Here is a 12,517-nt window from a genome sequence, read left to right as displayed (position 1 = left end):
GGGGCAGGGCAGGGCCGGCATGGCGCGCGCATCAGGGAATGCATTGGGGAATCGTCACCGCTTCTGGCGGGACCCGGCACTTCCGCATCTGGAGGCGCGCAGCATCGAGGACGGGCAGGAGGTCTGCTACGGCTGGCACAGCCATTCGACCTTCTCCATCGGGCTGGTCACCGGCGGCGCCAGCGATTTCCGCATCGGCGCCGAGTGCCACCGGGTTGCCGCGGGCACCGTCGTGCTGATGAACCCGGACGAGGCCCATGCCTGCAACCCGCTGGACAGCCGGCCCTGGTCCTATCGGATGCTGTATGCCGATGCCGCGTGGCTGGCGGCGGTCGAGGGGGAAACGGTATTCCGGCCCTTCGCCCCGCCTCTGAGCCGCGATGCGGAACTGGCCGGCCGGCTGGACCGGCTGTTCGGCGTTCTGTTCGATCCGGAGCCCGACAGTGCCCGGAGGGCGAAGGCGGCCCGGTCCTTCTTCGCCGGGCTGCGGCAGGCGCTGGGCGGGGTGGCGTCCACCGCCGATGAGGACGGCGGGCATGCGGCGCTGGACCGGGCCGCCGACTTCATCTCCGCCCACTGCACGCAGCCGCTGCGGCTGGCCGACATCGCCGAGGTGTCGGGATTGTCGCCCTCCTATCTGGTGCGGTCCTTCAAGGCGCGCTACGGGCTGACCCCGCACGCATACCAGATCAACCGCCGCATCCAGTACGGCCGGCGGGAGCTGCAGCGCGGCCGGCCGATCGTGGAGGTGGCGCTCGATGCCGGCTTCGCCGATCAGGCCCATTTCCAGCGGGCCTTCAAGCGCCACGTCGCCGCCACGCCCGGCCAGTACATGCGCCGGGAGTGAGGGTCAGGCGGCGCAATCAGGCGGCGATGCCGATATGGACGGCGCTGGCCGCGAGCAGGGCGGCCATGGCGCGGTTGAACAGCCGCATCCGCCGCCCATCCGCCAGCAGATGGCGCAGCCGGGCGCCGGCATAGGCCCAGCAGGCGACGGACAGGAAGCAGATGACGAAATAGAGCCCGGCGAAGATCCAGAGCCGAGCCGGATCGTCTCCGGCATAGGCGCCGACCCCGGCCAGCGCCGCGACCCAGGCCTTGGGATTCAGCCACTGCATGGCGGCGCCTTGCAGGACGGAGGGCGCCGGGGGCGGCTCGGCGTCGGCGATCCCGCCGCCGCTTCTGCTGTCGCTTCTCCACAGCGTCCAGCCCATCCACAGCAGGAAGGTGACGCCGGCCCAGCGGATGAGCGCGGCGGCGGCGGGCCAGCCGCGCAGCAGTTCCGCCAGCCCGAGCCCGGCCAGCACCAGCAGCAGGACGAACCCCAGCGTGGCGCCGGCGACATGGCGCAGGGTGGCGCGCAGGCCGTGGGAGACGCCACTGGACAGCGCCACCACATTGACCGGGCCGGGGGAGATCGAGGCGGCCAGCGCGAAGCCGGCCATCGACAAATAGAGCGTCATCATCGCCGCCGTCCTATTTCAGCAGCGGCAGCGAGCCGGTCAGCGAGCGCACCAGCGCCGCCGGACCGTGCAGGCAGAGGCCGAGATAGCGCAGATCCTCCTGCCGGGCGGCGGCGAGGCGCCGGCTGTAATCCTCGTAGCTCTTGGCGCGCTGGGCGATGTCGGTCATGCCGATCACGCCCAGCCCTTCGGCCTCCCGCTCCGCCGCCTGCCGGCGCAGCGCGCGCAGGCCTTCGGAATCGGACACCAGGATCGGCATCACGATGGTGGTGATGCCGGGATGACCGATGCCGTCGGCATCCCGAAGGTCGCAGCCGACCAGATCGGGCCGCAGTTTTCCCAGCGTCATCGACAGGGCGGCGGCGGTGTTGGCGATCAGCCCCGGCGGCAGGGCATGGTCGATGATGAAGGCGCAGCGTGTCACGTCGGCTTTTCCTGTGTTGGACCAAGGTCGGGCCGGCGGATTTTTGCGGGTCGGGCAGGGGCGGGTATTGAAGGAAATTACCCAGGGCCGGAAGGAGAGCAGGGGTGAAGCAGGGCTGCAACCGGTGCCCGCACCGCCTACACTGTCCCGGCAGCACCGCCGCCTGGAGGTGCTTCTTGCGGTTACTTGGGGCGCCGGGATGTCCACGAACTACATCAATACCTTCATCACGGCCGCAGCTGACGGTAAGGCGCAGACGGGCATCGTTCCGTCCAAGGCCGGCACGGTCGGCGAACTGCAGCTCTCGCTGCTGCTGGGGCGGCCCTACGTCCTGACCAGCGACGATCTGTTGCTGGAGGTCTACATGATCCGCAACGGCATCCCGCCGGAAGAACGCGAGGCGGCGCGCGACCGTCTCTTCGCCAAGCCGCAGGCCTGTCTGCGGGCGTCACCGCTGGTGAAGCAGTATGGCTGGGGCCTGCATCATGACGGCGCCGGGCGGGTCGCCGCCTATGGAATCGAGAGCGATGCCTACCGTGACCTGAGCCGCCGCCCGGATCTGGCCGTCGTCGCCGGGATGCGCAACAGCCGCGGCTGACGGCACCGGTTCAGATACCCACCTCCACCGCCGCGTTGACGACGTAGATCTGCTCGTTGCGGTCGTTCTTGTCGGCCAGGAAGATGCCGCTCGGCGCCAGCATGCCGCCGCTGGTAACGTGGATGCTGACCGCGCCATAGGGGAAGACGGCCTTCACCGCCTCGTGGTCCAGCCGGTCGGCATCGGCCGGCACGGCGAGGTGGACGCGCACCTGCATTTTGCTGGTGTCGCCGTCCACCAGCGCCCGCATGCCCGGCATCGAGTTGCGCTCTATGGCGTTGCGCACGGCGCGGACGGCGGCCTTGGTCACGTCCTGGCCGTGCAGATCCACCCCCATGCCGAGTTCCACGAACATCACCTGCTTCATCGCGCCCCTCTTCATCGCGTTGGGCTTTCCTGTCGGTGTCGGATGACGGGGATGATGGCGCGGACCCGCGGCAAGGGCCAGGGGGCGGCGGCGGATTTTCGGGGGATGGAAGGCAATAGCGCCCCGCTCATTCCATCGGCAGCCCCACGTAATTCTCCGCCAGCGCCGTCATGGCGGCGCGGGACTGCACCAGATAGTCCAGTTCCGCCAGATGCACGCGCTGCTCGAAGGGCGATTCCCGCTCGTTCCGGTGCAGCATGGTGGTCATGTACCAGGAGAAGCGCTCCGCCTTCCAGATGCGGCGCAGGCAGGTGGCGCTGTAGCCGTCCAGCCCCTCGGTGGTGCCGGACCTGTAATAGGCGGTCAGGGCGCGCGACAGCACTGCCACGTCGGCGACCGCGAGGTTCAGCCCCTTGGCACCGGTCGGCGGCACGATGTGGGCGGCGTCGCCGGCGATGAACAGGCGGCCATGCTGCATCGGGTCGCAGACGAAGCTGCGCATGGCGATGATGTTCTTCTGGAAGATCGGCCCTTCGGTCAGGGTCCAGCCGCCGTCGTCCTCCAGCCGGCGGTGGAGTTCGGACCAGATGCGGTCGTCCGACCAGTTGGCGATGTCGTCCTTGGGATCGACCTGGATGTAGAGCCGCTGCACCTCCGGCGAGCGGGTGCTGAGCAGGGCGAAGCCGCGCTTGTGGTTGGCGTAGATCAGTTCGGGGTGCGACGGCGGGGCTTCGGTCAGGATGCCGAGCCAGCCGAAGGGATAGACCATCTGGTATTCGTTGCGGATGGCGGCGGGAATCGCCTGCCGGCTCGGCCCGTGGAAGCCGTCGCAGCCGGCGACAAAGTCGCAGCGCAACTCTTCCAGCGGCCCATCGGGGCCGCGGCGGAACCGCACGCGCGGCGCCTTGCCGTCGAGGTCGAGGAACTGCACGTCGGACACGCCGAACAGGATGGTGCCGCCATCCTCCAGCCGGGAAGAGACGAGATCGCGGATCACCTCGTGCTGGGCATAGACGGTGACGCGCTTGCCGCCGGTCAGCTCCGCCATGTCGATGTGGTGGCTGCGGCGGTCGAAGCGCAGCGTGATGCCGGAATGGAAGTGGGCCTCCCGCATCATGCGCTCGCCCAAGCCCATATCGTTCATCAGGTCGACCACCCACTGCTCCAGCACGCCGGCGCGGATGGTGCCCTCGATCTCCTCGCGGCTGCGGTGTTCCAGGATGATCGACTCGATTCCCTGGCGGTGGAGCAGATGGGACAGGAACAGGCCGGCCGGGCCGGCGCCGACGATGGCGATCTGTGTGCGGGTCGATGTGTTGGCATGCATGTCTCTCGCCCTCCTTGGGGACCAGGGGCAGGTGTGTTTTCGCAAATTGTTGATCACACCAATCATTGGTGTTCATGCTATTCCCGGGCGGGAGGGCCGGACATAGACGAACCGGCGAAAGGCTTGTACTTTTCAACGCCTGCCAGACGGAGCCCCGTGCGATGTCCGCCCAGCTTGCCCACAGCGCCGAACCCATTCCCCGCTATTGGCTGTACGGCGAACCGCCGGCGGTGCCGGAGCTGCGCTTCGTCCATATCGAGACGATTCCGGAGCGGATGCGCTTGTACAATTGGGAGGTCCGTCCGCATCGCCACGATGGGCTGAGCCATGCCCTGCTGGTCGGGGAGGGCGGCGGGCGGCTGACCGCGGACGGGGTGGAGGTGGCGTTCCGCGCCCCGGCGCTGATCGTCGTGCCGGCGCAGGTGGTGCACGGTTTCCGCTTCGATCCCGGCACCGACGGGCATGTGCTGACCATGTCGGAGGGGTTCCTGGCCGGCGTGCTGGCGGCCGCACCGGAGGCGGAGCTGCGCGACGCCCCGGCCCTGCCGCAGGCCTGGAACCTCGAGGCCGGCTCGGACGGGGCGGCGGCGCTGGACCGCTGCTTTGCCGAGATCAGGCGGGAGTTCCGCGCCCACCATGTCGGCCGGGCCAGCGCCATCGCGGCGCAGGTGATGCTGCTGCTGGTCGCCGCCGCGCGGCTGGCGGCCGACCGGCGGCGGGACAGCGCGGACCGCGACGGGCAGGGGGTGTCGCCCGACCTCAGGCTGCTCGCCCGGCTGCGGCCGATGGTCGACGAGCGGTTCAGCCAGCATTGGCCGGTGGAGCGCTATGCCGCAGCGCTGGGCGTCACGCCGGGCCGGCTGAACGCCGCCTGCCGCCGGGTCACCGGCCTGTCGACCCTGCAGCTGGTGCATGCCCGGCTGATGCTGGAGGCGCGGCGCTCGCTGATCTACACCAGCCATGGCATGGCGGAGATCGGCTATGCCCTGGGGTTCGAGGATCCGGCCTATTTCTCCCGCTTCTTCACCAAGCGCGAGGGGCGGTCGCCGCAGGCATTCCGCCGCGCCCATGCGGATGGCGGAACGGGAGGCAGCGTTGACGGGAACGGCCTTGACCGGACCGGGGGCGTCTCACCACAGTAACAGCCTTGCGTCCCGTGGCGCGGATGCGGACCGATTCAATGCTTGGGCCCGGTTTGCGGGAAAGGGTGGTGGCGATGGACAGCCTGGACGTCACGATGCGCGAGCCGGCCGAAACGGTCGAACAGTCGCTGTGGCGCCGCCTGCGCGCCGATGCCGTCCGAGTGGCGGAGGAGGAGAGCGGCCTCGCTCCCTTCCTCTATGACGCGGTGCTGGCGCGCGACGGTTTCGGCCCGGCGCTGGCAGCCCTGCTGGTGCGCAAGCTGGCCGACCGCGCCATGCCGGAGGACCGGCTGGCCGCCGTGGTGCGCGACGCGATGGAGGCCGACCCGGCCATCGTCGAGGCCGCCGCCGCCGACCTTGCCGCCATCCTGGCGCGCGACCCTGCCGCCGACGGCTGCCTGACGCCCTTCCTTTATTTCAAGGGCTACCATGCCCTGCAATGGCACCGCGTCGCCCACTGGCTGTGGCGGGGCGGCCGGCACGACCTTGCCCATTTCCTGCAAAGCCGGGTGTCGGAAGCCTTCGCCGTCGACATCCACCCGGCGGTGCCGGTCGGGCGTGGCGTGTTCATCGACCACGGCACCGGCGTGGTGATCGGCGAGACGGCGGTGATCGGCAACGACGTGTCGATCCTGCAGAACGTCACGCTGGGCGGCACCGGCAAGGAGCATGGCGACCGCCACCCGAAGGTGCGAGACGGCGTTCTGCTGTCGGCCGGGGCCAAGGTGCTGGGCAACATCACCATCGGCGCCCATGCCAAGGTCGGAGCCGGCAGTGTCGTTCTGAAGGACGTTCCCGGCTGCGCCACGGTGGCCGGCGTGCCGGCCAAGGTGGTCGGCTGGTGCCGAGACGAACCGGCGCCGGCGCTCACCATGGACCAGAGCCTGCAACAGGGCGACTACAGCATCTGACCTGCCTCTCCCGCGCTCCGTCCCTCTGCTGTCACCGGAAATCCCGCTTCGCTGTGCCTATATGGAGGGAGGCGGGCATGTGGTCCGGAGCTGGGGCAGGGCGCGAGGGCAGTGAGGGTGTTGCTGGCATTTCTGTTGACGCTGGTCCTGCTGCTGGCCGGGCCGGTGTTCCTGCTTGCCTCCGGCGCGGTCCCGACGGCCGTCGACTGGAGCCGCATCGACCGCAGCCCGGTCGGCCTCGCCCCCGATGCGGCGGTGACGCCGGAGGCGGTGGTCCAGGTTTATGCAGCCCGCGTGCTGTCCTGGCGCGGCGCCTTCGGCGTGCATCCCTGGTTCGCGGTAAAACCGGCCGGCGCCCGCAGCTATACGGTCTACGAGGTGATCGGCTGGCGCGCCTATCGCGGCCTGTCGGTGGTGTCCGTCAGCAACCGCGACCCCGACGGCCGCTGGTTCGGCGCGCAGCCCGCCCTGCTGGCGGAGTTGCGTGGCCCCGCCGCCGAAGCCGCCATTCCCAAGATCGCCAAGGCCGCCGCCGGCTACCCCTATGCCGGCGAGTACCGCGTCTGGCCCGGCCCCAACAGCAACACCTTCGCCGCCTGGGTCGCCCGCGCCGTGCCGGAACTGCGGCTCGACCTGCCATCGACCGCACTGGGCAAGGATTATCTGGGCCGCGGCGTGTTCGCGCGGGCGCCGAGCGGCACCGGCTGGCAAATCAGCCTGTTCGGCGTCGCCGGCCTGCTGCTGGCTCTGGAGGAGGGCATTGAGCTGAATGTGCTGGGACTGACCATCGGAATCGACCCGCTGGACCTTGCGGTGAAACTGCCGGGAATCGGACGGGTGGGATGGTTCGAGTCGAAGCCGCTTTGAGAGGATCGGAAGAATTCGATGGGGAGGTGGAAGAGTACGGCCAGTTGGCTTGACCGGAAAACACAACCCACGCCTTAGAGTGCCTATCAAATACCCGAACTAATGCGCTGAGACAGTTGATTTCCCTCGACCTCAGTCCGGTTCTGATTCGCACTCTTAGAGCACCTAACAAAACGGCATTTGTTCTGTTGAGAGGGGCATGGCTGCACCTCTCGTCCCCGACGCCCTTTGAGCCCTGATTGAACCGTTGCTCCCACCGGAACCGCCCAAACCGAAGGGCGGGCGGCCTCGGCTACCGGGCCGCGCTGACCGGCATCCTGTTTGTGCTGCGCACCGGCATTCCTTGGGAACTGTTGCCTGTGGAGATGGGATGCGGTTTGGGCATGACCTGTTGGCGCCGGCTGCACGAATGGCAGCAAGCCGGCGTCTGGGAGCAGCTGCATCGCGTGCTGCTTGACCGCCTCGGTTATGCCAACGCCATCAACTGGGATCGCACAGCGGTGGACAGCGCCAGCGTTCCAGCAAAAAGCAACCGTGTCGCCAAATGGCGGGACATGAACCGGCCGTGCTCCGGGTCAAGGCTCACGCTGGCGCGTGCCCGCCCTTCGGGCGGCGGTGGCCTTGACCCGTCCGCGCGTCCGGTTCCTTTGGTTTGGCATACGGTCGGCGCCGGGCGCCGACCATCCGCACCCTGTTAGACGGCTTTCTGAAGCGCAAAGCAGAATCACCGTTCACCATGCAGAAATTATTGATTGTTCTCAGACGGATTTATATTTTGGTGAGCGCTCTAAGGTGGAACGCCCGAATTTCTCCTCCCTCTTCGGCTGCGTTCCGCTTCTATTGTCATGAACGGAAAAAGCTATGCTGAACGTTTTGATCTATGCAAACTGCCAGGGCGGAGCTATCGCGAAGTTCATCGCGCCAATTATAGCAGAAAGATTTAATGTTTCTATAAAGCATCGCAATAGCTATGAATCCGTACTACTGTACAGAGAAAGCGGATATACGGGAGAAGAAGTTCCTGAAGACTTTAGGGAAGATATTCGTCAAGCAGATATTTTTATATATCAGCCTTTGAAGAGAAAATATGGTGTTCTTTCGACGGATAGAGACATTCAATCCTCTGTTGTCAATTTGATTTCAAGCAAGTGCATGACTATCTCCGTCCCATATGCGTATAATACAGCCTTGTGGCCTATATTCGCAGACGATAAAGCTATGAAGGCTAACAATTATCTGATTATGGCTTCAAAAGAAGCATCGTCATTTTCTGATATTGAAAATCTTTATTGGAAAGGACATTTGGACTTTGAGTTTGATGAGAGAATGTCACGCACTATGCGACTTCTTAGGGAGAGAGAAGAGATTTGTGATGTGAAGATCTCAGATTTCGTTTCGCAAAATATTTCTGAAAAACGTTTGTTTTTGACACACAACCATCCTTCGAATGCACTGTTTTCAGAGATTTCCAACCAAGTTCTTCGAATGATATCTGAAAGATATATCATCGGCTTCAGTGAAGCAGAAATTGAAAATATCTGTGGGAGGTATTTTGAGAACTACGCCGAGCTGCCTGGGTATTACCCAGTAAGTCGACATGCTATCGATTTTTTCAAGTTCTCTTACCAGAGAGAACCCGACAAGGGAGCTGATGAATTCTACCTAAGTTACCTAAAGGCTTTATATAATATTGTGAATAGAAAAATCGGAACAATACCTAAGCCATGGGATTTTCCGCATTAACGAATTAATAAAATCGAGTGCTGATTTCTAGATAAACAGTGAGTTGTGGCGATGTAAAAATGATATCACCATCACTGGTAATGCAGCGTGACGTAAACTTACAGCATGAACATGTAATATGAAAGATGCGTGGCGAAGCCCATGCCTCGCCACGCATACATGTCAACGCGGACTGGACAGGTCTTTTGCAAGCGAGGCCGCCGCGCCCAGCACCGCCAGACCGATGCCCATCCATCCCTGACCGGTCGACGCACCCTGGGCAGCGGCATCGGCGACGTTGGCCGCCGCGGTCACCCAGGGAGACGAAGCGATCATCCCGACGCCGCCCAGGATTCTGGCGAGACCGGCATAGGTGCTGGGTTCCTTCAGGCGCTGCATGTTAATGGTCTTCATGACCGTGCCCCTCCTTTGGGCATCAAAAACGCCGCGCGGCGGGATGCCGGCGGCGGAACAGTGGATCAGTGGTGCGATCAGGGGCCGGCGGAGCTACTTCAGCTCCAGCCGGAAGAAGCGGTGGTTGCCGATCACTGCCGCCGGCTTCTTGCCGGCCGACCAAGCCGGGGTCACCCCGGTGGTGTGATAGTGGTCGGCTCCGTTGGTAACGTCCACCAGCCGGCCGGACAGCAGCGTGTCGGCAATCTCCAGCGCCGCGCGATAGCTCGAGTCGCGGTCGGTCACCGCCAGCAGCTTGGCCCGGTTCGGATCATCCGCCAGCCAGCAGGAAAACTGGTAGGGCTTCAGGCACACCGCGGTGGGCGAGTTGCCCCACCAACGCGGATTGCGCGCCCGGTTCTGGATGACGCAGGCAACGGCGGCCATGCCGTTGCGGCCTTCGCCGCGCGCCTCACCCCACAGGGTGCGGGCGACCACTTCGCGTGCGGTCATGGTGGGAAGCGTGGGGGATTGGGTCATGGTCGAATTCCTTCACTGACGAGGGGGAGGGCCAAGCCGGAGGAAACCGGCGGACATGCCGCTGCTGGCGGCAAGAAGGAGGCGGGCAAGGGGTTCGTCTCCGCCGCACTCCGCCAGCACGCGTGCGGCGAGCTGCTGCGGGGCATCAGGCGGCAGAGGCATGGTCCACCTCGACATCTGCCATCGCGCGGGGGGCCATCGCGCGCAAGGCGGCCACGTCAACGCCCAGCGCGGCGAGCTGATCGACCAGGGCGACGATGATGCGGGACTTCTCTTCGTCGCGATGCTCCAGCCCGACGAGCTGCGCCCGGATCGCGTCCAGCTCGCGGGCAAGCGCCGCCTTCTCTGCCTTCAACCGTTCCTCACGCCGCGTCGCTCCGCCGCGCAGGGTGGCGTAGGCATCGGCCAGCGGACGAGCGGCCCGCGACAGCGCCTGCACCACCGTGATGAGGACGAGCACGACCGCGCCGAGCGCGGCCAGGAAGGCGACGCCAAGCACCAGCTCCAGCGCCACCACGGCGGGTCCGCCGCGCTCCAGCAGGTCAAGGAGGCGGTCAAGCTGGTCGGCTAATTGATCTATGGGGGGTGGATCGGTGGCCGCCACAGCGGCACCGCGCGTCACCAGCACGGAGCCGGCGTAGGTGATTGCCCGAATGTTCAAGATGCCCTCCGCGCATGAAAAAAGCGCCCAGCGGGCGCCTGTGTGGTCTCAGGTTGGAGTGTTGTCGCGACGGTCAGGGCCAGCCGGCGTGGATGTCGACGGACAGCACCGCTTCGGCCGTTTCGGCAGCGTCGATGGCGTCATGCAGATCGCCTTCCCGGTCGAAACAGGCTTGGACGTGATCGGCAACAGCGTCGGCAATGGCGATGATCTGTGCGCCGGTCAGTTCCACCCAGGCACCGCTGGCCGCCTTCCATCGGAAGGCCATGTCCGGGTTCTCACGGCCCTTGGCGCGCTTGCCCAGGATCAGCGTCTTGGACCGGTCATCGGTCGCCACCTGCATGCCGTTGATGAGGATGCCAGCGGTCTCCTTCTGCCACCGCAGATCGGTCGCGACCGCCTTGCGAGCGGCTTTCAGCTCGTCCAGCGGGATCGGCTCCACGCCCCAGACGCGCCGGGTGCGCTGATGCTCCGGGTCCGGCGTGTCGGTGTAGGTGGCGGCCTGCCGGTGGGTCCGCGCGTCGAAAGGAAGAACAGTTTCGAAGATATCCATGGGTCACCTTTAGGGCAGGACGCTGAACCCGGAGGGGAAAGAGCCGGCAATGTCGGGAGCGCGGAAGCAGCCGGTGAATACCGAGGCGTCGAAGGTGCCGCAGGATGGATAGAGCGTGCCGGCGATGCCGGTATAGGCCGGGTTCGCGCCGGTCGCCGGATCGCCGCTGGCCTGCCAGACCCCGTTCTTGCGGAACCAGATGCTGCCGGGCGCCGTGTCGAATGCGATGCCAAGCCTATCGCCAGCCGTCCAGGCCGAGCCGTAAGCGGTCAGGCCGGTGCCGTCCTTCTGCTTGTCTCCCGTCGAGCGGTAGGCAGCCGGAGAGTTGGGGTTCTGCTCGAAGTTCGTGAACGTGCTGTCCACGATGCCGACGCTCAAGTTGCCGCCGGACCCGCTGCTACAGAGGATTTCCCAATAGTATTTCCCTGACGGAATCGAGGCCACCGCGCGAATTGCCCGCCACTGACTCGATGTGGCAAACGTCACGGCCAGGTTGCCGTTGCTCAAGATCGCCGTCGTGCTTTTGGCGGTCGGAGACCAAGGCCCGATTGAGGAAAAGCCGCTCTGCGCCCCGACCGAATGCCACCGCGACACACCATCGCTGTTCAGGATCACGCTCTGGGTGGCCGCCAGCGAGGCGCCAGCCATGCCGTCCACCGTGTCGGACCCGCCGACACCGATTGCAACAGCCCCGGTGCCGGCGTTCTTCAGAACGAGCGGAGCACCGTTGCCCGCCGCAGCAGCGGACGGCATGGTCAACGTGATCGAACCGGAGCATGGGATGGCGCGCCTATGACGGCACGGCCATCGAAAGCCGACAGGGCAAGACGGGCTTGCCGATCTGGGTGCCGGCGCATCGCGATCTGCGCGCCATCCTCGACGCGGAGCGGTCGCGGCGGAGCATTGGCCCCGGCGACCGTGACACGTCGATCCTGGCCGGCGCGCGCGGTGGCCCGCTGACCCCGGCCGGGTTCCGGGCGCGCTTCTTCGCGGTGATTCGCGAGGTGACCGAAGAGGAATGGGTGCGGCCGGGCCTGACCTTCCACGGGTTGCGCCACACCGCCGCCACGCTGCTGGCCGAAGCGGGTTGCGACACCAAGGACATCATGGCGATCACCGGGCACAAGACGGTGGCGATGGCAGAGCATTACGCCCGGCGGGCCAACCTGAAGAAGCGGGCGACCGCGGCCATCGGCCTGATGGAACAGGTGGACATCCTGCCGTCCGCCCAGGTGGTGTCGCTTCAGGACGAGGCGGCGAAGCGGAAGCCCGTGAAGGAGAAGCTGGCGAAGAAGGCCCCGGCCGCGCCGCGCACCGGCACGTCGTCCCCGAATGCGGTCTTGACCGAAGCGGACGTGCTGGCGATCCGGGCGAGCCGGGAGTCACAGCGCAAGCTGGTGCTTGCTCTACAACGTGTCGCGCTCGCTGGTCGAACAGATCAAGTCGGGGAAGGTCTGGAAACACCTATTGCCGACGGCTGCCCAGGGGGCGCCTTCCGGCAAGCGCGATGAAGGGAATGTCTAACTTCTGTCTAACCGCGGTTTGGAGC

At 65.8% G+C, this 12,517-nt stretch carries 16 protein-coding genes and 1 pseudogene; 8 read left to right on the top strand and 9 right to left on the bottom strand.

All coding sequences use genetic code 11. The annotated features are described in order from the left end of the window. Positions 1-19 precede the first annotated feature (19 nt). A complete protein-coding gene (locus tag GBZ48_RS22470; RefSeq protein ID WP_174473041.1) occupies positions 20-847 on the top strand; it encodes a helix-turn-helix transcriptional regulator in 828 nt (275 codons plus the stop codon). Between the two features lie 16 nt (positions 848-863). Here GBZ48_RS22470 and GBZ48_RS22465 read toward each other — a convergent pair whose 3' ends face one another. Further along, complete coding sequence (locus GBZ48_RS22465; protein ID WP_209798500.1) at positions 864-1,466, bottom strand: LysE family translocator; 603 nt, start codon at positions 1,464-1,466, stop codon at positions 864-866. A gap of 10 nt (positions 1,467-1,476) precedes the next feature. Then, the gene (locus GBZ48_RS22460; RefSeq protein ID WP_174473040.1) at positions 1,477-1,887 is read right to left on the bottom strand and encodes a DUF2000 family protein; all 411 of its coding nucleotides are present in this window, start codon (positions 1,885-1,887) and stop codon (positions 1,477-1,479) included. 199 nt (positions 1,888-2,086) lie between these two features. Between GBZ48_RS22460 and GBZ48_RS22455 the strand changes: the two genes are divergently transcribed. Beyond that, positions 2,087-2,485 carry a DUF6157 family protein gene (locus tag GBZ48_RS22455; protein WP_174473039.1) on the top strand — a complete coding sequence of 133 codons (399 nt, stop codon included), beginning with the start codon at positions 2,087-2,089 and terminating at the stop codon, positions 2,483-2,485. A 10-nt stretch (positions 2,486-2,495) separates the two neighbouring features. Here GBZ48_RS22455 and GBZ48_RS22450 read toward each other — a convergent pair whose 3' ends face one another. Both GBZ48_RS22450 and pobA read right to left on the bottom strand, forming a co-directional pair. Beyond that, positions 2,496-2,867: a Lin0512 family protein gene (locus GBZ48_RS22450; RefSeq protein WP_246307377.1), complete on the bottom strand. Its 372-nt coding sequence runs from the start codon at positions 2,865-2,867 to the stop codon at positions 2,496-2,498. A gap of 112 nt (positions 2,868-2,979) precedes the next feature. Continuing rightward, the gene (gene pobA, locus GBZ48_RS22445) at positions 2,980-4,179 is read right to left on the bottom strand and encodes a 4-hydroxybenzoate 3-monooxygenase (protein WP_174473038.1); all 1,200 of its coding nucleotides are present in this window, start codon (positions 4,177-4,179) and stop codon (positions 2,980-2,982) included. 161 nt (positions 4,180-4,340) lie between these two features. Between pobA and GBZ48_RS22440 the strand changes: the two genes are divergently transcribed. The 5 genes and pseudogenes from GBZ48_RS22440 (at position 4,341) to GBZ48_RS22420 (ending at position 8,842) form a co-directional block, all read left to right on the top strand. Beyond that, complete coding sequence (locus GBZ48_RS22440; protein WP_174473037.1) at positions 4,341-5,321, top strand: helix-turn-helix domain-containing protein; 981 nt, start codon at positions 4,341-4,343, stop codon at positions 5,319-5,321. A gap of 74 nt (positions 5,322-5,395) precedes the next feature. Next, entirely contained in the window at positions 5,396-6,232 is an 837-nt protein-coding gene (gene cysE / locus GBZ48_RS22435) for a serine O-acetyltransferase (protein ID WP_167421670.1), read from the top strand. A gap of 120 nt (positions 6,233-6,352) precedes the next feature. Beyond that, entirely contained in the window at positions 6,353-7,099 is a 747-nt protein-coding gene (locus tag GBZ48_RS22430; protein ID WP_211105849.1) for a DUF3750 domain-containing protein, read from the top strand. Between the two features lie 235 nt (positions 7,100-7,334). Further along, positions 7,335-7,626, top strand: a pseudogene (locus GBZ48_RS22425) (transposase); the annotation flags it as partial. A 334-nt stretch (positions 7,627-7,960) separates the two neighbouring features. Further along, positions 7,961-8,842, top strand: a complete 882-nt coding sequence (locus tag GBZ48_RS22420; protein ID WP_174473035.1) for a WcbI family polysaccharide biosynthesis putative acetyltransferase — start codon at positions 7,961-7,963, stop codon at positions 8,840-8,842. Positions 8,843-9,004: 162 nt separating this feature from the next. Here GBZ48_RS22420 and GBZ48_RS22415 read toward each other — a convergent pair whose 3' ends face one another. From GBZ48_RS22415 to GBZ48_RS22395, 5 genes are all read right to left on the bottom strand, one after another. Continuing rightward, the gene (locus GBZ48_RS22415) at positions 9,005-9,235 is read right to left on the bottom strand and encodes a hypothetical protein (protein WP_174473034.1); all 231 of its coding nucleotides are present in this window, start codon (positions 9,233-9,235) and stop codon (positions 9,005-9,007) included. A gap of 93 nt (positions 9,236-9,328) precedes the next feature. Continuing rightward, positions 9,329-9,754, bottom strand: a complete 426-nt coding sequence (locus GBZ48_RS22410; protein ID WP_174473033.1) for a cell wall hydrolase — start codon at positions 9,752-9,754, stop codon at positions 9,329-9,331. Positions 9,755-9,899: 145 nt separating this feature from the next. Further along, a complete protein-coding gene (locus GBZ48_RS22405; protein WP_174473032.1) occupies positions 9,900-10,415 on the bottom strand; it encodes a hypothetical protein in 516 nt (171 codons plus the stop codon). 73 nt (positions 10,416-10,488) lie between these two features. Then, positions 10,489-10,968 (bottom strand): DUF4376 domain-containing protein, encoded by a 480-nt coding sequence (locus GBZ48_RS22400; RefSeq protein ID WP_174473031.1) that lies wholly within the window; start codon positions 10,966-10,968, stop codon positions 10,489-10,491. A gap of 9 nt (positions 10,969-10,977) precedes the next feature. Then, on the bottom strand, positions 10,978-11,721 hold the full coding sequence (locus GBZ48_RS22395) for an SPRY domain-containing protein (RefSeq protein WP_246307383.1): 744 nt from the start codon (positions 11,719-11,721) through the stop codon (positions 10,978-10,980). Positions 11,722-11,744: 23 nt separating this feature from the next. Here GBZ48_RS22395 and GBZ48_RS22390 point away from each other — a divergent pair, with 23 nt between their 5' ends. Further along, the gene (locus GBZ48_RS22390) at positions 11,745-12,479 is read left to right on the top strand and encodes a tyrosine-type recombinase/integrase (RefSeq protein WP_174473029.1); all 735 of its coding nucleotides are present in this window, start codon (positions 11,745-11,747) and stop codon (positions 12,477-12,479) included. Positions 12,480-12,517: the final 38 nt, after the last annotated feature.

Source organism: Azospirillum melinis, assembly GCF_013340935.1.
GTDB classification, from domain to species: domain Bacteria; phylum Pseudomonadota; class Alphaproteobacteria; order Azospirillales; family Azospirillaceae; genus Azospirillum; species Azospirillum melinis.
The sequence above is the reverse complement of the archived record's forward strand: the minus strand, read 5'-3'. Positions and strand labels throughout refer to the sequence as shown.